Genomic DNA, 17254 nt, shown 5'->3' with positions numbered 1-17254 from the left:
TGAGAATCTTGCTCTACTCTTAGCCCGCGTAGGCGGGCTTCGTCTGTATAGCTGCGATTTCAATCGCCTGGAACCTTGCCAACTAGCCAGAGGTCTAACCCCTCACCGATTCGCCAACAGCTTCTTTCAATCGCCGGGAGCTTAAGTTGACACCAGTGGCACGGGGGCACCGCCCCTACGAAACCGGGTTTCTGGGGCCTATTTCAACATTTTACCGCGTGAGAGAATGAACATTGCTACTATCCTGCAAGAGCGAGCTGCCACTCATCCAGAAATTCCAGCCATTATCGACACTCACAAAGGTCGCAGCCGCACTACCACGTTTGCCGGCTTAGAAACAGCAGCCGGTCGCGCCGCCACGTTATTGCGCCAGAACGGTTTGCAGCCTGGAGATGCCGCCCTGATTTTTCATCCCATGTCCGCAGAACTCTACATTGCTCTCGCCGCCCTATTTCGCCTGGGAATGGTTGCCATGTTCCTAGATCCGGGTGCCGGTGCGGACCACATCGAACGCTGCTGCGCCCTTTACCCGCCCAAACTCCTAATTGCCAGCACCCAAGCGCATTTGTTGCGCCTGAAATCGCCGGCGCTGCGGCAGATTCCCATAAAAATTGCCATTGGCTGCCCCGTACCCGGGGCGATTTCTTGGCGCAGCGCCCAACAGGTGAAACCCGGCACCCACATTATCCCCTGCACCCCAGACACCCCCGCCTTGCTAACCTTTACCAGCGGCAGTACAGGACAGCCAAAAGCAGCCCTGAGAACCCACGGCTTTTTGCTCGCCCAGCACCGAATACTAGCCGAAACATTACAGCTAAAACCGGCAGAAATAGACCTCACCACGCTGCCGATTTTTCTCCTCGCCAATCTCGCCTCCGGCTTAACCAGCCTGATTCCCAATGTGGATTTGCGCTTTCCCGGCGCGATCCGTGCCGGTGCCGCTATCGCTCAAATACAAGCCATCGGGCCGGTTCGCGCCGCCGCCTCCCCCGCCTTTTTAGAGCGCTTAGCAGAGTATGGCCTGACGCGCCGGCTCACCCTCCCCAGCCTGCAAAAAATCTTCTGCGGCGGCGCACCCGTAATGCCAAACTTGCTCGCTCAATTGCAGCAAATCGCCCCCAACGCCGAAATCACCGTCGTCTACGGCTCCACCGAAGCCGAACCTATTGCTCACATTTCCAACTCACAAATATGCTTTCAAGACATAACCGCCACACTCAGCGGAAAAGGCTTGCTCGTCGGACATCCCGTATCCGCCATCAAAGTCGCCATTCTGCGCCAGCAGTGGGGCACACCCATCGGTCCCCTCACCGGCTCCGAATTTGCAGAAAATTGCTTGAGTGCCGGTGCGGTTGGGGAAATTGCCGTCAGCGGCGAACACGTCTTACCCGGCTATCTCTACGGATACGGCGATCGCGAAACCAAATTTACCGCAGACGGCACTTCTTGGCACCGCACCGGCGATGCCGGCTATCTCGACTCCGACCGCCGCCTCTGGCTGATGGGGCGCTGTTCCGCCCGCATCGAAGACTCCTGGGGAACCCTCTATCCCTTTGCCGTTGAGTGCGTCGCTCACCACTACCCCGGAATTCGCCGGTGCGCCGCCATCTCACACAAAGGAAAACGGATTCTAGCCGTTGAACTCAGCCGGCACAAAACTCACCTCTCCCTGCCCGCACTCCTGAACTCCCTGAAATGGGCTCATATCAGCGCCATCAAAGTCCTGCCAAAAATCCCCACAGACAAGCGCCACAATGCTAAAATTGAATATCCCGCTCTCCACAAGCTCCTCGCCCGCCACTAAACCCCCTCGCCCGCACCCCAAATCCCCAAATCCCCAAATCCCGGCCCATCCCTCCCGACCGGCAATCTGCGATAATAATCATCCTGCCTGTAAAAGAAATAAGCGATGCGACTGTCTTCGATGTTATTCGTGACGCTGCGGGAAGACCCAGCAGAAGCGGAAATCCCCAGCCACAAACTGCTGCTGCGCGCCGGCTACATCCGCCGGATTGGCAGCGGCATTTATGCTTACTTGCCCCTGATGTGGCGCGTCCTGAAAAAAGTATCCCAAATTGTCCGCGAAGAGATGGACGCCACCGGCGCGCAAGAATGCCTCCTCCCGCAGCTGCAACCGTCCGACTTGTGGCGAGAGTCCGGTCGCTGGGACACCTACACCAAAGCGGAGGGCATCATGTTCGCCCTCACCGACCGGCAAGAGCGAGAGCTGGGACTTGGCCCAACCCACGAAGAGGTGATCACCACCATTGCCAAAGAGATGATTCGCTCTTACCGGCAACTCCCCCTCCACCTCTACCAAATTCAAACTAAATTCCGCGATGAAATTCGCCCCCGCTTCGGCTTAATGCGCGGGCGCGAATTCATTATGAAAGATGGCTATTCTTTCCACACCGACTCGGAAAGTCTGAAAAAAACTTACCAGGACATGAACCGGGCTTACAGCAACATGCTGCGCCGCAGCGGTTTGCAATTCCGAGCGGTGGAAGCCGACTCAGGGGCGATTGGCGGCTCTGGCTCCCAAGAGTTTATGGTACTGGCGGATGCCGGTGAGGATGAGGTGCTCTACACCCCGGATGGCAAGTACGCCGCCAACGTGGAAAAAGCTGTCTCCCTCCCGGCTGACGCCGTTCCTTCGCCGTTTTCCACTTATGAAAAGCGGGAAACCCCCGGTACGGATACCATTGAGAAACTCTGCCAATTTTTCAAGTGCTCTCCCACGCAAGTGGTGAAAAATGTCCTCTATCAAGCTGTGTATGATAGCGGCATGACTGTGCTGGCGATCGTCAGCATCCGGGGCGACCAAGAGGTTAATGAGGTCAAGCTGCAAAATGAGCTAACCAAGCTCGCCAGCCAATTCGGAGGCAAAGCCGTCCTCTCCCTCACCGTACCGGACGCCCAAGCGCAGCAGAAATGGGCGGCGAAACCCCTGCCTTTGGGCTACATCGCCCCCAATCTGGAAGACAGTTACATCACCTCGGAGAAAAACCTGTCACCGAAGTTTCTGCGCTTGGTGGATAAGACAGCGGTAGACTTGACAAATTTCGTCACGGGTGCTAATGAAACCGGCTACCACGTTGCCGGTGCTAACTGGGGCGAACACTTCCAGCAACCGGCTTTGGTGGTGGACATCCGCAAGGCTAGACCGGGCGACCGCGCCACCCATGACCCCAGCCAAACCCTGGAAAGTGCTCGCGGCATTGAAGTGGGCCACATCTTCCAGCTGGGCGTGAAATACTCTCAGTCTATGGGAGCCACCTACACCAGCGAACAGGGCGAAGAAGTCCCCCTGGTAATGGGCTGCTACGGCGTGGGCGTCTCGCGGCTGGCTCAAGCGGCGGTGGAGCAATCCTATGATAAAGACGGGATTATTTGGCCGGTGGCAATTGCGCCGTACCATGCTATAATTACTATCCCCAACATCACGGATGGCAAACAGGTGGAGGCGGCGGAAAAGCTCTACGGGGAGTTGAATAAAGCCGGCATCGAAACCCTGCTGGATGACCGCGACGAGCGTGCCGGTGTTAAATTCAAAGATGCCGACTTGATTGGGATTCCTTACCGGATTGTCCCCGGTCGCTCTCTCAAAGATGGCAAAGTAGAAGTGGTGGAGCGGGCGACCCGCAAATCCCAGGAAATGCCGGTCGGTGAAGTGTTGCCCACCTTAAAGCAGTGGATTGATGCCGCCCTTCAGAATACTTCCGCTTAATTGCGATCTTAGCTTATAGCTACCTAGCGATTGAAATCGCGGCTACACAAACGAAGTCCGCCTTCGCGGACTCTAGCACTAGCCATATTGGTTAGGACATTAGACGTCCCGGCGCAAGAAAACAGGAAGCCGCTCCGCGTCCATAGCGTAAGCGTTGAGTCAGTTACAATCTGTTATAGCCCGCGCAGGCGGGCTTTGTTTGTATAGCCGCGACTTACAGTCGCCGGATAATAATCTTACCGCCACCCGATCGATGGAATTCCTGAGCGTCCTTTTATCTATCCTGCTGGCTGTAGTCTCACCGGCGGGTTTCGTCGCCGACAAGGTAGTGGCTGACGCCATCCGCCAGCGCTTTGAGTCCGTGGATCAGCTGCAAGTGCGCATCGACAACACCCCCAGCTACCAGCTTGCGCAAGGCAAAGTGGAGCGGGTGCGGGTTGCCGGTCGGGGGATGCGGCTGACGCGGGAGATTCGGATTGCGGCGCTGGAGGTGGAAACCGATCCGATTGATGTGGACGTGCGGCGTTTGAGGCGGGGCGGGAAGACGCAGCTGCGGGAAGCTTTGCGCGAGCCGGCGCAGGGGATGGTGCGTTTGGTGCTAACTGAGGGAGATATCAACCGGGCGCTGCAGTCGCCTGAGGTGGCGAGCCGGTTGCGCAATCTGGGAGCGCGCTTGGCCGGCGCTGCTGAGCGTCAGGGGGTAGAGCGCTACGAGGTTCTCAATCCGAGGCTGGAGCTTTTGGAAAACAGCCGGCTGCGCTTCAGCGGGGAAATTCAGGAGCGAGGGGACCCGGAGCGGCTGGCGGTGGTGGTAGAGTCAGGAGTTAGGATTGTTTCGGGGCGGCGGATTGAGTTGGCAGAGCCGGTGGTGCTGGTGAATGGGGAGCCGGCACCGGCAAGGCTGGTGGCGGGGCTGGCTTCGGGGGTGAGCCGGCGCAGTGACACCGGCACCTTGGAGCGTTACGGAATTACAGCGCGGCTTTTACAATTGAATGTGACTCCAGATGAATTGGAGCTGGCGGCATTTGCGCGAGTGGAGCGCCGGTGAATTGTATCGGGAGGGCGTTGCTGAAATTTGTGGCCGTTTTACAGAAGGTGCCGTTTCGCTGGTGTAGTTTTCAGCAAGGTCTCCTCACATGTAAGCTATCTGGGTACAGCTTTAAGCTTGAGGGCGAGTTGAGAGATGCCGGCAGAGATTTTAGATTTACTGCGGCCAATCTAAAATCTCCGGAGGCTTAAGACTTGCCAAGTAAAGGCTGATTGCTTACCCTCACAGTGAATCCCGTTGAATCCTTAAGGAGAGCTTTTGTATGCAAGAGCAACAATCCGGACGTCGCATTTCACCGGGCCTGTTGGCTGGCGGTGCGGCGCTGATTTTGGCTGCCGGTGGCGGCACCGCTTGGTGGCTGACGCGCCCAGGGGCGGGCCCTGAAACTCGTCCTGTGCCGATACCTGTGACTCCCGCACCCTCAGCTGTCGGGCCGACTGTCCTGCCTTCTGTGCCACTGAAGCCGGGGCAAAAGGCGGTGCAAGTTTTCTGGGTTAGGGATGCCGGCACCAACCTGGATTTGGTTCCGGGCCAGATTAATGTGGACAAGGCCAGCCAGCCCAACGCTGTTTTGACAGCAGCGTTCAATCGCTTGTTAAGCGGTTCTGTGCCTGCAGGTGTCTCTAGCTCCATTCCCCAGGGGACAAAACTGCGGAGTGTGGAGGTTAAGAATGATGGTGTCCACGTGAATCTGTCCGGGGAATTTAAGAAAGGCGGCGGCAGTGCCTCGATGATCTCTCGTTTGGCCCAGGTGATTTACACGGCCACCAGTTTAGATGAGAGTGCCAAGGTCTGGATTTCTGTGGATGGGAAACGTTTAGAAGTTTTGGGGGGTGAGGGTTTGGAGATTGCTCAGCCGATTACCCGCCAAAGCTTCCGGAAGAACTTTTCCCTCTAGTCCCGACTCCCGTCCCAAACCCGGGCTGTCCGAGGCTGGATGCCTTAGCCGGCAGACTTTTCGCCAGGCCGGCTACGGCATTCAGTCTGGCTTTTTGCAGTTCGCGCGCTAGGGGCGAGAGCGGGTGCAGCTTCTGATGTGCTGATTTAAAACACTTTTAAAAAGTCATCATTACGGCATCTGGGATCTGGGGCGGGCGTTTCCAACGCCCGCCCCAGTTTATATAAATCTTTATCCGTAAATTATCTTATTTTTTCATCGCCAAGCTAAAAGTGCGGAAGTCGCGGGCCTGCTGTTCAATGCGGGTGGCCAAGCGGTCGCAAACTAAGTGACACAGATCGAAAATCAGCGTGTCCTCCAGCCGGTAGTAGGCGGAGGTGCCTTCGGTCCGGCGGCTGACGATCCCAGCTTGCAGCATGACTTTCAGATGCTTGGAGACATTGGCCTGACTGGTGTCAGTCGCTTCGACCAGCTCTTGCACGCACTTTTCGCCGTCGCGCAGGAAGTTCAAAATCTTGAGTCGCATCGGCTCACTCAAAATGCTGAAATACTCAGCAACTTGTTGCACGACTTCTTGTGGGACAGGCGGCGCTGATTTCATGGGATCGACCTGAAAGAACTGATCCCCAGATTGTAGCAGTTAATTTGTCTGTGACAATAGAGTGATTGACGCCCAAAGTCCGGCAGCCCGAGGAGAGTGGCGGGAGAGGCGCTCAAGTATTCTTCTGGAGTGATAAAAACCCGGTGGCGCGGCGGGACGATCCCCTACGGCTAGAAGGCCACAATTTTATCCCTCGTTCCCAACTCAAGCTGGGAACGCCGTTCTGGAGGCTCTGACTTGAAAATAGGACAGGCGGGACGCCTGTCCTACGTCTTTTTTTTTACAGACGCCGCTGAACCTCGGAACCTTCGTTCCCAAGCTCTGGCGTGAAAATGTTTGTAGGGGCGAGTTCACCAACATCTGATAGCGTAGCGCACCCGGTGGGAGCTACTTCGCAGAGACATTTTAGGTAAACCCGCCCCTACCGGCCCTACCGGCCCTACCGGCTTGCCCGCAGTGGGGCAAGTTTTCATTCGTGGTGGTGTGCCCAGCAAGAAAAGCGACTGCCTCCTTTTAAGGGACAAGCAGCATGATTAGCCTACAGCTGATTGCAAGACCGGCGCTGTGGTGACTGGCTTTCTATCTTCTCTCACCTGAAGCCCCTCGCCCTTCGCTCTCTAGTCGGGGTTAATCCGCATCAAGACTTGGCCATACTCCACCGGCTCGGCATTCTGGGCCAAAATCTCCATCACCTGTCCGGACACCTCGGCTTCTATCTCATTCATCAGCTTCATCGCCTCAATAATACAGACAGTCTGGCCCGTCTTGATGCGGTCGCCGGCACCCACAAACGGCGGCTCATCCGGTGCCGGTGACCGATAAAAGGTGCCCACCATTGGGGAAATCACATCGACCCACTTTTTGTCGAGTGGCGGTAGTGCGCCGGCGCTTGCGGGGGGGGCGCTGACGCCGGCCCCTGCAGTACCTCTGGCCTCCAAGCCTTCAGGGGCGGCTGGGAGTTGTGGCGGTGTCGGTGGGGCTGCAGGCCAGCCCGGGGCAGCGCCCGGTGGCGGCGGTGCCGGTGGCGTCAGGCGCTCTCGCAGATGAGAGTCCTTGCGCACCGTCAGCTCAAAATCGCCACTTTTTAGGGTGAGCTCGGAAATGTCAGTCTTGTCGAAATCCGCTAGCAGTTCGCGGAGTTGATTTAAGTCCAGTTGCACGGCTGGTGCGTTCCTCTCAGATAGGCTACAGGCAAAAAGGGGGTGGGGGATGGGCAATGGGCCACCAGCCATAGGTCTGCTATAGCCTGCAGCCGGTTGCCTGCTGTTTTATTCGCGCCCCAGATAGGTATCGGTGCGGGTGTCAATGCGAATCCGCTCTCCCTGGGAAATAAACAGGGGAACCATCACCTGAGCGCCGGTTTCAACCTTAGCGGGCTTCGAGCCGCCGGTGGCGGTGTCCCCTTTGACGCCCGGATCGGTTTGAACCACTTCCAGCACCACGGAATTGGGCAGTTCCACTTCCAGCACCTGCTCGCCCCAGCGAACGATGTTGACTTCCATTCCTTCCTTGAGGTACTTGACGCGCTCCCCAATCTGTGATGCGCTGAGGCGGGTTTCTTCGTAACTCTCCATATCCATGAAGACGAAATTTTCGGCCTCTTTATAGGTGTGCTGCATGGTACTCTTTTCCAGGGTGGCCTGAGGCACCGTCTCACCGGCTCGGAACGTCCGCTCAATGACGCTGCCGTTTTGCACATTTTTCAGTTTTGTCCGCACGAAGGCAGATCCTTTCCCGGGCTTGACGTGCAGGAATTCCACCACTCGCCAAACGTAGTTATCTAATTCAATTGTGACGCCCGGTCGAAAGTCGTTACTAGAAATCATGGACTTGACTTTTTCAGCTAGATACTTTAAATTTGGAATGCAGCCACAGCAAGGCTTTCAGGGTTTGGCTCTCCAGGCGCAACTTTCTGTCTGTGGGGCCCTTGTCACTAAAAGCTCAGTAAACCCCAGAAACCTGGAGCAGCAAGAGTTCCAACGATCTGTAGGGGGATTTTACCATCCCCTTGACTTGAAGCGTGAGTTCCCCTGTCGGGCCATGTCAGAGAAGTGCCAGCCGCACCTAGAATAGATTAACCCGAAAGCAGGGCACCGGTTACAAAGCATTAACCCGCCGCTAAAAGGGGACAGAGCCCGGAGCGGAGTGAAGCGGTCAGCAAATTCGCCGGCGCAGCCCGCCACACTCCCATTGCCACTAGGGTAAAATATCCTTTATGTCAACCCTCCCCGGCAGTATTCAGCGTGACTCACTCTCCCCGCCAGTCGGAACGGATTGAAAAAAGCTGAAAAAAAGAAGCGCGTTCCAGAGGTGTAAGGGGAGAAAATAGGCGATTCGCGCTGTTCTTTACAGGTGTGTTGAGGGAGAGAAAAATCAGATTTTCGGCCCCTCAAGCAGGGACAGGCTCCAGTCAAATATCTGCCCCTGAGAACAGAGGGGTGAGGGGTTAGCCAGTCAGCCTGCTGTTGCCAGAGGCAATCCCAGATTGTATTGTGGGTGAGAGGGTGAGCGATAAGCGTGGCCTGTGAGTGGCGAGCGATGTGTTGCGATGCGTTGCGCGCTGCGCGAGTGTCTGCGATGGGTCGATTCCAGAAAGAGTTCCAGTCAGAAGCGGATACTGGAGAACCAGGCGCACCGGTGTGGCAAGATTAAAAATGGCGTTTCTGGGCTGACGCAAGCCTCAAGCGTTATGGCATCCAAGCACTCAGGGATATTTTTATGCTTATCAACCACTGGCTCAATTTTGGCAAACGCTTGGCCCGCACGGGCATTATAGCGCTGCTGCTCGTCCTATCTGTGGGGCTGAGCGCTGCAGCGAACCGGGATTACGGACTGCCGGCGGGGAATGCGATTACGGATGGCAGAGCGCTGCTGCGCTACTCCCTACCGGTGGGTAACAAGCCGGTGCGAAAACTGCAAACCAGTCTGGAAGATATCGCCACGCAACTGCGGGCGAACCGGCGCTGGGGCGCGGTGAAGAAAGACATTGCCGAGGCGGAAAAGATTCTCAATCGCCCGTCAGAAGTCCTGGCTAGTGTAGCCCCGGAGAAAAAATCCGAAGCAGAATCTGCGATCGCCCAGTTGAAAGAGGGGCTCGTTTCGCTGCGACAAGCAGCGGACGCTAAAGATAAGGAAAAAACCAGGACGCTGCGGGGAAACCTACTGTCTCTGGTGGGACAGCTGCAAGGGTTAATGGTGAGAGAATTCCCGTTTGAGGTGCCGGCAGAATACAGCAATCTGCCCCAACTCAAGGGTCGCGCTACGGTGGAGATCGCGACGAATAAGGGCGCGCTGACTGTGGTTGTGGACGGCTACAGTGCGCCGGTGACTGCCGGCAATTTTGTGGATCTGGTTGAGCGGGGTTTTTATAACGGGCTTCCGTTTATTCGCTCGGAAGAATCTTATGTGCTGCAAACCGGCGATCCTGTCGGGCCCGAACAGGGGTTCATTGACCCAGCTACCGGCAAATACCGCAGCGTTCCCTTGGAAATTTTGGTGAGGGGGGATTCGGCACCGACTTACGGGATTACTTTGGAAGATGCCGGTCGTTACCGCGACCAGCCGGTGCTTCCTTTCTCCGCCTTCGGTACTGTGGCGATGGCGCGTCCGGAATCGCAACCCAATGGGGGTTCTTCGCAGTTTTTCTTCTTCTTGTTTGAGCCGGAACTTACGCCTGCCGGTCTGAATTTGCTGGACGGTCGCTATGCGGTGTTTGGCTATGTGGTGGAGGGTAAGGAAGTTTTGGAGAAGCTCAAGCAGGGAGATGTAGTTGAATCCGCCAAGGTGATTGATGGGGCGGAAAATCTCGTGCAACCGTCAGTAGCTTAGGGGAACCTCACCCCCTAACCCCCTCTCCGCGTGCGCAGAGGGGGAATAAGAGCAGGACAGGCGTCTCGCCTGTCCAAAAAACGGGCCTTTTGGCGTAGGACAGGCGTCTCGCCTGTCCCCAAAACGGGAATTTCGGCGTAGGACAGGCGTCTCGCCTGTCCCCGGTTCCAAAAAGGGGGAGGGGGCATATAAGGCAAGACTATTCAATGCAAGTGTGGGGGAATATCATGTCGGGCTATATACCCACAATACGGCAGGTTAAAACCTGCCGCTATCCAGACAAAGCCCGCCTGCGCGGGCTAACTTTTCTTGAGGTTAATTAACCCGACCTAATATAAGACGTATGAATCCACTATTTAATACCAGTCGTTTCTGTGATGTGATTTTATGGCAATTGTTGAGTTTGTGTTTGTAATTAGCGTTGGGGTGCTGTTAGTCTTGGGCGCTCTCAATTCTGCTAGGTCAAGCCAGCAGCAGCGACAGTTAGACGATGCTTTCTACCGGCTGCTACAAGCGCAAAATGGGCAGATTTCGCTGATTCAGCTGGCTGCCGGTGCCCGAGTTGATGCGGAAGTTGCTAAGCAGTATTTGGAACGTCAAGCAAAGGCTTTTGCGGCAACTTTGGAAGTGGATGCGGATGGGGATACGTTTTACCGGTTTCCCAAACTGCAGCTTCCTCCGCAGAGGTAGGGCTACGGCGGTTGAAACCGCAGCTATACAGACAAAACCCGCCTGCGCGGGTTTTGGCGGACTTAAGTCCGCGCCGGCGGACTTTTTTTGTATAGCTGGAACCTAGATACCGGTGCTATTTACAGAGAATCCTGTCAAGATTGCTGTCAGGGAAGCAGGTGAGGGGTGTTTTAAGGAATTTAGGGGTGAGTGGGAGGAAATCAACGGGTTAAGTCTGTCCACTGGATATCGCTATCTTCTTGCCATTGAACCTGTGAGAGGGGATCTGGCTCAAGCACCGGCGTCTGTAAGTCTGTGAGAACTTCCGCCGCTGATTGATAGCGATGCAGGATGGGAATTTCCACAAGCTTGTCCAGAAGCCGACCTAACTGACTGCTGACTGGATTTTCACCTAAGTAATTCCGCCACCCCTGGATGCCTTCTCGACTGTTGAACAGGGAAAAGGGGGGAATTCCAGTCAGCAGATGAACGCAGGTTACGCCTAAACTGTATATATCGCTGGCAAAAACTGCTTTACCTACAGCTTGTTCTGGAGCAACATACCCAGCACTTCCAATTACTGTACCGGGTTTTGCCGGTGTGCCGGGGGCAAACTTACAAGCACCAAAATCGACTAAAATGAGCTGACGGTTCTCACGGCGGCGAATGATATTTTCCGGCTTGATATCCCGGTGAATCACTTGATGGCTGTGTATAAATTGCAGCACCGGCAGCAAGTCATTGAGGACTTCCAAAATCTTGGCTTCCGTGAAAGCCCCCTGGGCTGCTAATTCCTGATCGAGATTGTCCCCTTCTATAAATTCTTGCACCAAATACTGTCGCCCGTCTTGGGTGAAGTACGCTAGCAGTTCCGGAATCTGGGGATGGTTGCCTAACTCATCCAGTCGCACTGCTTCTCGGCGAAATAACTCAGCAGCTTTCTGAACATTGCCGGTGCCTTGATCTTGGGGTAAAAACTGCTTAATTGCGCAGTGCGGTTGGGATGGCTTGTGCTCATCCACAGCCAAGAAAGTTCTGCCAAAGCCGCCTTGACCGATGGGTTTGATGGCCCGGTAGCGCTCGCCTAACAGCAATTTCGATCCACACCTTTGACACAGTTGCGCCTGCTGGGAATTCTGGGTATTCTGGCAAGCGGGATTGAGGCATACAGTCATATTTCACAAGGTAAGTTTGCCATTTATAGCAGTCTTAGTTTATTATATCTATCCACTGAATACTGTCTGCCTGTTCCACGAAATCATCTGTATCTTCTTGCCACTGAACCTGTGCCAGTGGGTCAAGCATTGCTGGGATATCGGCTAACATTTCAGGCGCTAACCACGACTCACCAGGAGTGGAAAAATCTTCGCAAATGGCCACCTCAAACTGCAAGCTAAGGCATTTCCGAATCACACCGGCAGATTGGGGGAGAAAGAACACCTTGGATTCCAGACACTCCGCTAGCTTAAATAAACTTAACAAGTAGCGGTCTAGCGGGTTTCTGATGTCAAATGTTTCGCGGTTTGTCTCAAGGATCTCAGGGTTGAGTTCTTGGTCGTGGAAATAGACTGTCCCCCCGCCAAGGCTTGTAAATACCAGCAACTCTGAAGCCGATTGCCGGTTTAAAGAAGTCAGGATTGTTGTGGCGGCTTCGGTAGCCGCCGGAAAATTACCATCCTTGAGATAAGCCAGCTGACTGTAAAAATACTTGGGCAATACGAGGTCTTTGCCAAAGCCGGCTACAAGTTCAGGATGGCTAATACATAAATCTGGCTCTATGCCGTACAATATTTTCATACCACATGCCCCCGCTTAGTCTTACTGGATTTAAGTCTGGGCGTCAAACCCACTCTCCATTATAAAGCATTTATCAGGCTTTACAGATGGCAATTTATCCTCATCCCTTCAAACTAAATCGAACCGGGTAGAGTGTAATCTCCCGTGTGGGCGGGACTCCCACACACTGGACACTGACATCCCAAGTATCTCCAGCTGTTCTCGTGATAGGCTAGTTTGTGCAGCCGGCACAAGTAAACCTTTTCCCCTGGATGAAATCTCTCCTGACTGCAAAGGTCTTTTGTTCCTATCACCTCCCTTAATATGTTATCTAGATCGTCAGGTACATCTGGGTCCAAGAAAGGCTCATAAACAGGGGTATCGTCCCCTGGCTCAAGCTCAAACCATTCAATTTCACCGGCATCTCCAGGGACATTTATGTCTCTCCATACAATTTGCTCATCTCCTGTCAGGGAAGGAGGCGTGTTTCGCTCAGGAGGAGATGAAGTTCTTAGAAAGTTTCTGTTTGAGGGCGGGAGAAAGCGGTTCTTGGCGTAGATAACTGCGCCAAGAATCGCCATTAATACCAATCCTATGATCGCTAACTCTGTCATACTGCCAGTGGCTGACTATTCCAGATCCCTAAACTCAATGCCTAATTCCTTAGCCAAGTCCCTTTTCTTAAAATCAATGGGAACCGGCAATATGTGAGCCTTGACCATTCTATCATGGTTGCACACCATACACTTGCATTCCATTTCTTTCCAGCTGTCCTCGTGATAGGCGAGCCGGTGAGTGTAACACAAGTAGACTTTTTGCCCGGGCTGAAATATCTCTTGAGTGACAGGATCTTTTATTTGCCCTCTGCTAATATCCACCAGCAGGTTGTCCAGATCGTCAGGTGCCGGTGGAGAGAGGGTAGCAGTTGCAGATGATGGAGCACTCGAAGAGGAGCTTCCGCTTGAAGAAGATGAGGAAGACTGGGAATTGCCAGTAATAATCATTAAGACGAATGCTGCTACCCACCATCCTGGATGCGCAAAACCGAGCAAAAGGCATACAATAATTAAGCAGCCCATACCGCCTCAGCCATTATTTTGATTTTGAGGCATTTTTTAGGACATATTTTAAGTCCATTTCTTGCTGCTTTTGGCTGCTGTCTTTATAGAGTAGCCGGCGCGGAATATAAACAATCTCACGCACCACTCTTTTAGGCTGTGTTGCTTGTTCAGAATCTTGGGAAGCCGGGGAGCTGGACATTTTAGAACTAAAGACTGGAACCAGTACCCCTTCTCCTGGGTTTAAAGAATCAAGACGAACTAACTGCAACTGCTTAGTTGAATTAGTCTCTGTGAGGGATTCTTCCTTAATTTTAACGTAATTTTCAACTCCCACATCCTGAGTCGGGACAACTTGCTCTACCTCCAACTGAACATCGTCAACCTTCTCCTGACCTGCGGGCGAGATAACCAGCAGAGTGACTTCATCTCCTGTACCAATTTTATCCCCCGCCTTTACAATCTTATAGCGCAGGATGTCTGGATTATCCTTAAACTGAGAAAGTACCCTTGCCGGCATGCTCATATACCGAACACTGAAGGCGGGAGCTGATTGACTACTTATTGCTGCGGGAAATAGGATTCTCAACTGGATGAAAATAATTGCCCCCAGCAAGACAAAGAGTATTGCGGCGGGGAGTATAAATTGCCTGCTGGATGTCTCTGGCGATCTTCTAGTTATTGGATTTTTCGGAGTCGCATCAGTCGCGCCTTCAGTTTTGCTGTCGGGATTTTCTATCCAGTCAATCTTCGATGTTGGAAACCCTTGTGGGAGCGACATATTGGTTATATAGTCGGTACGCGACATGTCCTGTGGCTCCGGATATCCCGGCAGCCCCGACTCTGGAACCCTCCTCAATATAAATGGGTTAACTGATACTGCTTCTTTCCCCAAAAAGTATCCAATCTGCTTTCTCACAGGATCGCAAACAATTGACAAACACCAAGGGTGATAGAAAAATGCCCGCTGAGTGTTCATATCTGTTCCTGACATGAACACGCCAATACTCGGATGCGAGTGATACCAGCCCACAATATTTTCCTGGGGATGTGCGGCTCTCGCATAATCCATAATTCCTTGCCAGGAATCAGGCGTGAATTCCAGGTGCGCTCCCGTCCCAATCGTTGCTGGGGCGGCTACTGATGCCGTAATCTCCACATAGATCCCATTCTGCGTATCTCTGTAGGCGTTACCCAAAAGTATGCCGCCTTGCTCGACTCTTAGATTCGACGCTAAATGCGATTTCAGATTAGCAAGGGCATCCTCTTTTATATAGACTTCCCTGACTGGCCTGACTTCATTACTGATGCCACGCTCAGCTATAAATTCCCGAATCGACTTCAGGATTGGCTTGTAAACATCCTCACACTCTTCCCCCCAGATAATTTGGTTCTCCTGCTCGGAACCTGGAGTCCTCCGGATAGGGTTATTGCCTCCGGGGAAATCTGGTAAACCTGGCCCTCGTGCCATGACTGTCCTCCTATAAGTCTAGAAAAGAAATATTTACTCCCCCACCACTAGACGGGGGCGTATCGTCCCAAAGAATTTGGGATTTGAATGTCTGAGTGTCCACCGGAAACCGCCCCCTATTACTGGCTGCCCAAGTTTTGGCTGCCGAGTTAGCTGGACTATCCAAATTAGTTATGTCATCCGCATACTGAATAAGTTTGCCAATTCTGAGAACCAGTTCAGGCAGGGTTTCCGCCATTATCCAATAACTGCCGATACAGACATTCCGATCCTCCCAAACATTGGGGTGGAAAATGGGAGTCTGAAATTTAACCGCTGGTTTTTCTTTTGGATAATTGCTGCCCAGAGTAATTTCTACCCGGTGAGTGTCTCGGAATACCGGCTCGTTTCCCTGCAACCGCTCTATTCCCCGGCAGCGATATTCGATGACATATTGATACGGCGGATTGCCGCTCTTTGAAACAATCGCCAGCGTCCCTCCTGAATTAGCGACTAATTCGGACAGCGCCTTAAATTCATTTTCGAGTCTTTTTTCTCGCACGCTCATTTTTGCCCAGCCTCAATAATCGGGAAAACCGTAAGAACATCATCCATCTGAACTCCCCCTGCAGCAAGAGTTGCTGAAGGGCTTAACTGTTGACCTGTTCGCTCTAAACGGACAGCATAGTCAGAAGTTGCCGGCAGATTCCACTTTTGCTGTGCCGCTTGCAAAAGCTGTCCAATTGTGAGAGTTGCCGGCAGATTAACGCCATTTTTACGGGTGCTATCAGCCGTGCGAATAATCAAAGAAAGTGAATCAGCCATGTTTCCTCCTAGGCTTGGCAAAATTGTATTGCTATTTGACCTTTCGCGGTTTCGCAGTGCAAAATCTCGTTCGCCGTCAGGCATAACTCTCCCAGGGTAATATCCGCACGAGATTCTAGCGACAGATTCCCGATCGCCTCAAAATCTCGCTCGCTCTCGCATCTCGGACAAGCCCGCTTGGCTTCTGGGTATTGGCGCAGAGGAGCATTCACTCGCTCTTCGTGACTGCAATCTGGATTCAGACATCGCATCATCCCTATCACTTCATTGCGCAGCCAGAGCACCGGCTCGGAAAACCCAGACTCCTCCAGATTTTGTAGAATCTCTCGAACCCTGAGATTTGGCTCGTACTTGACGCGCAGGCTCGGCTCAACAGTCATGTCGTGGGCGAGACAATCCTCCTGTCGCTGAATTTCTACCTTAAAAGCTGTCCAAGAGTTCAACCCCACAAAAACCTTCTCCCCCGCATTCAACAACCCCGTTTTACCGTGTATATATAATAGCGCTTGCTGAACCTGCATGGCACCGGCAATTGAGGCAATCGTCGCGGTTGTTGGCATCGCCGCTTCCGGGATATCCCGTTTCATCCCCTGACAGGAGTATCGCTGGTTGCGCCGCTCCCACATCTGCTGAGAAATCGTACATTCGTAACAAGCCGCCTCAGTCTTGGGGTCAAAAAAACTGACTTCCCCCTCCGCCACACCAATCCCGCCATTAATCCAGGGAATGCCGGCACGATACGCCATCTGGTTAATCGCCCACCGCGCATTCACGCTATCCAAGCACCCAATAATAATATCATGTTCCCGAACATCTCCAATCCCCAGGTCAAATTCCAAATCGCCGTAAATGGCCCGAATCGCTATCTCTGGATTAATCTCAAGCGCCCGCTGACGCGCCACCTCTACTTTTGGCACGCCCACATCCGACTCCCGAAATAGAACCGAGCGAGTCAGGTTGGTAATCGAAACCGTATCGAAGTCAATGACGGTGATATTTCCGACACCCACCAGCGCCAAATTTTTCAGCACCTCGTTGCCCAAAGCACCGGCACCGGCAACCAGCACTCTGGCCACTTTCAGCCTTCCCTGATCCCACCAGTCTATTAAATAGTGCCGATCATACCGGCTTTCTGGCTCACCCGCAATCTCAAAAAAGTCCATGTTTGCAGATTGTAGCTTTTTACACCATTCCCCCATGACCTTGCCAAGAAAGTCACTTAGTTAGTTTCTGTCCCGACAAGCTATTGCCATCATTTATGAATCTATCATGGTTTGATAGACACACACCTCTCTGTAATAAAACTTAACTTTTCAGGCAGTTCGCAGCCGGTATCGTGCCCGCAACCCACCGAGCCAGATGGCCCCCAATATC

At 53.4% G+C, this 17254-nt stretch carries 17 protein-coding genes; 6 read left to right on the top strand and 11 right to left on the bottom strand.

All coding sequences use genetic code 11. The features are described from left to right. The first annotated feature begins 226 nt into the window (after positions 1 to 226). From OSC10802_RS0117910 to OSC10802_RS0117895, 4 genes are all read left to right on the top strand, one after another. Positions 227 to 1804 carry an AMP-binding protein gene (locus tag OSC10802_RS0117910; protein ID WP_017718146.1) on the top strand — a complete coding sequence of 526 codons (1578 nt, stop codon included), beginning with the start codon at positions 227 to 229 and terminating at the stop codon, positions 1802 to 1804. Positions 1805 to 1909: 105 nt separating this feature from the next. After that, positions 1910 to 3727, top strand: a complete 1818-nt coding sequence (proS, locus tag OSC10802_RS0117905; RefSeq protein ID WP_026098588.1) for a proline--tRNA ligase — start codon at positions 1910 to 1912, stop codon at positions 3725 to 3727. A 199-nt stretch (positions 3728 to 3926) separates the two neighbouring features. Beyond that, the gene (locus tag OSC10802_RS0117900) at positions 3927 to 4775 is read left to right on the top strand and encodes an LmeA family phospholipid-binding protein (protein WP_232731705.1); all 849 of its coding nucleotides are present in this window, start codon (positions 3927 to 3929) and stop codon (positions 4773 to 4775) included. 262 nt (positions 4776 to 5037) lie between these two features. Next, positions 5038 to 5673, top strand: a complete 636-nt coding sequence (locus OSC10802_RS0117895; protein ID WP_017718142.1) for a GerMN domain-containing protein — start codon at positions 5038 to 5040, stop codon at positions 5671 to 5673. 247 nt (positions 5674 to 5920) lie between these two features. On the opposite strand, the gene OSC10802_RS0117890 is transcribed toward OSC10802_RS0117895, so the two are convergent. From OSC10802_RS0117890 to efp, 3 genes are all read right to left on the bottom strand, one after another. After that, positions 5921 to 6274: an ArsR/SmtB family transcription factor gene (locus OSC10802_RS0117890; protein ID WP_017718141.1), complete on the bottom strand. Its 354-nt coding sequence runs from the start codon at positions 6272 to 6274 to the stop codon at positions 5921 to 5923. Positions 6275 to 6891: 617 nt separating this feature from the next. Further along, positions 6892 to 7434, bottom strand: coding sequence for an acetyl-CoA carboxylase biotin carboxyl carrier protein (gene accB / locus OSC10802_RS0117885; protein ID WP_026098587.1), 543 nt, complete (start codon positions 7432 to 7434; stop codon positions 6892 to 6894). Positions 7435 to 7542: 108 nt separating this feature from the next. Continuing rightward, a complete protein-coding gene (efp, locus tag OSC10802_RS0117880; protein ID WP_017718139.1) occupies positions 7543 to 8100 on the bottom strand; it encodes an elongation factor P in 558 nt (185 codons plus the stop codon). 892 nt (positions 8101 to 8992) lie between these two features. On the opposite strand from efp, the gene OSC10802_RS0117870 reads away from it, so the two are divergent. Continuing rightward, positions 8993 to 10102, top strand: coding sequence for a peptidylprolyl isomerase (locus OSC10802_RS0117870; protein WP_017718137.1), 1110 nt, complete (start codon positions 8993 to 8995; stop codon positions 10100 to 10102). Positions 10103 to 10489: 387 nt separating this feature from the next. Then, positions 10490 to 10792 carry a hypothetical protein gene (locus tag OSC10802_RS0117865; RefSeq protein ID WP_017718136.1) on the top strand — a complete coding sequence of 101 codons (303 nt, stop codon included), beginning with the start codon at positions 10490 to 10492 and terminating at the stop codon, positions 10790 to 10792. 200 nt (positions 10793 to 10992) lie between these two features. Here the strand turns inward: OSC10802_RS0117865 and OSC10802_RS0117860 are convergent, their stop codons facing one another. The 8 genes from OSC10802_RS0117860 to OSC10802_RS0117825 all read right to left on the bottom strand — a co-directional run bounded on the left by OSC10802_RS0117860 (position 10993) and on the right by OSC10802_RS0117825 (position 17043). Beyond that, positions 10993 to 11946 carry a serine/threonine-protein kinase gene (locus tag OSC10802_RS0117860; protein WP_017718135.1) on the bottom strand — a complete coding sequence of 318 codons (954 nt, stop codon included), beginning with the start codon at positions 11944 to 11946 and terminating at the stop codon, positions 10993 to 10995. Positions 11947 to 11980: 34 nt separating this feature from the next. Further along, on the bottom strand, positions 11981 to 12568 hold the full coding sequence (locus OSC10802_RS0117855; protein WP_017718134.1) for a hypothetical protein: 588 nt from the start codon (positions 12566 to 12568) through the stop codon (positions 11981 to 11983). Between the two features lie 113 nt (positions 12569 to 12681). Continuing rightward, positions 12682 to 13161, bottom strand: coding sequence for a hypothetical protein (locus OSC10802_RS50230; protein WP_155968022.1), 480 nt, complete (start codon positions 13159 to 13161; stop codon positions 12682 to 12684). A gap of 15 nt (positions 13162 to 13176) precedes the next feature. After that, complete coding sequence (locus OSC10802_RS0117845; RefSeq protein WP_155968020.1) at positions 13177 to 13551, bottom strand: hypothetical protein; 375 nt, start codon at positions 13549 to 13551, stop codon at positions 13177 to 13179. A gap of 88 nt (positions 13552 to 13639) precedes the next feature. Then, positions 13640 to 15076, bottom strand: a complete 1437-nt coding sequence (locus OSC10802_RS40715) for a Mov34/MPN/PAD-1 family protein (RefSeq protein WP_017718131.1) — start codon at positions 15074 to 15076, stop codon at positions 13640 to 13642. Between the two features lie 10 nt (positions 15077 to 15086). Continuing rightward, the gene (locus OSC10802_RS0117835) at positions 15087 to 15623 is read right to left on the bottom strand and encodes a ubiquitin-conjugating enzyme E2 (protein ID WP_017718130.1); all 537 of its coding nucleotides are present in this window, start codon (positions 15621 to 15623) and stop codon (positions 15087 to 15089) included. Continuing rightward, on the bottom strand, positions 15620 to 15880 hold the full coding sequence (locus OSC10802_RS0117830) for a ubiquitin family protein (protein WP_017718129.1): 261 nt from the start codon (positions 15878 to 15880) through the stop codon (positions 15620 to 15622). Before OSC10802_RS0117830 ends, OSC10802_RS0117835 begins: the two co-directional genes overlap by 4 nt. Positions 15881 to 15888: 8 nt before the next feature. Continuing rightward, a complete protein-coding gene (locus OSC10802_RS0117825) occupies positions 15889 to 17043 on the bottom strand; it encodes a HesA/MoeB/ThiF family protein (protein WP_017718128.1) in 1155 nt (384 codons plus the stop codon). Positions 17044 to 17254: the final 211 nt, after the last annotated feature.

It is taken from the genome of Kamptonema formosum PCC 10802 (genome assembly GCF_000332335.1).
Classification (GTDB): domain Bacteria; phylum Cyanobacteriota; class Cyanobacteriia; order Cyanobacteriales; family Oscillatoriaceae; genus Oscillatoria.
Note: the sequence above shows the minus strand (reverse complement) of the source record. Positions and strands in the feature narration are given on the sequence as shown.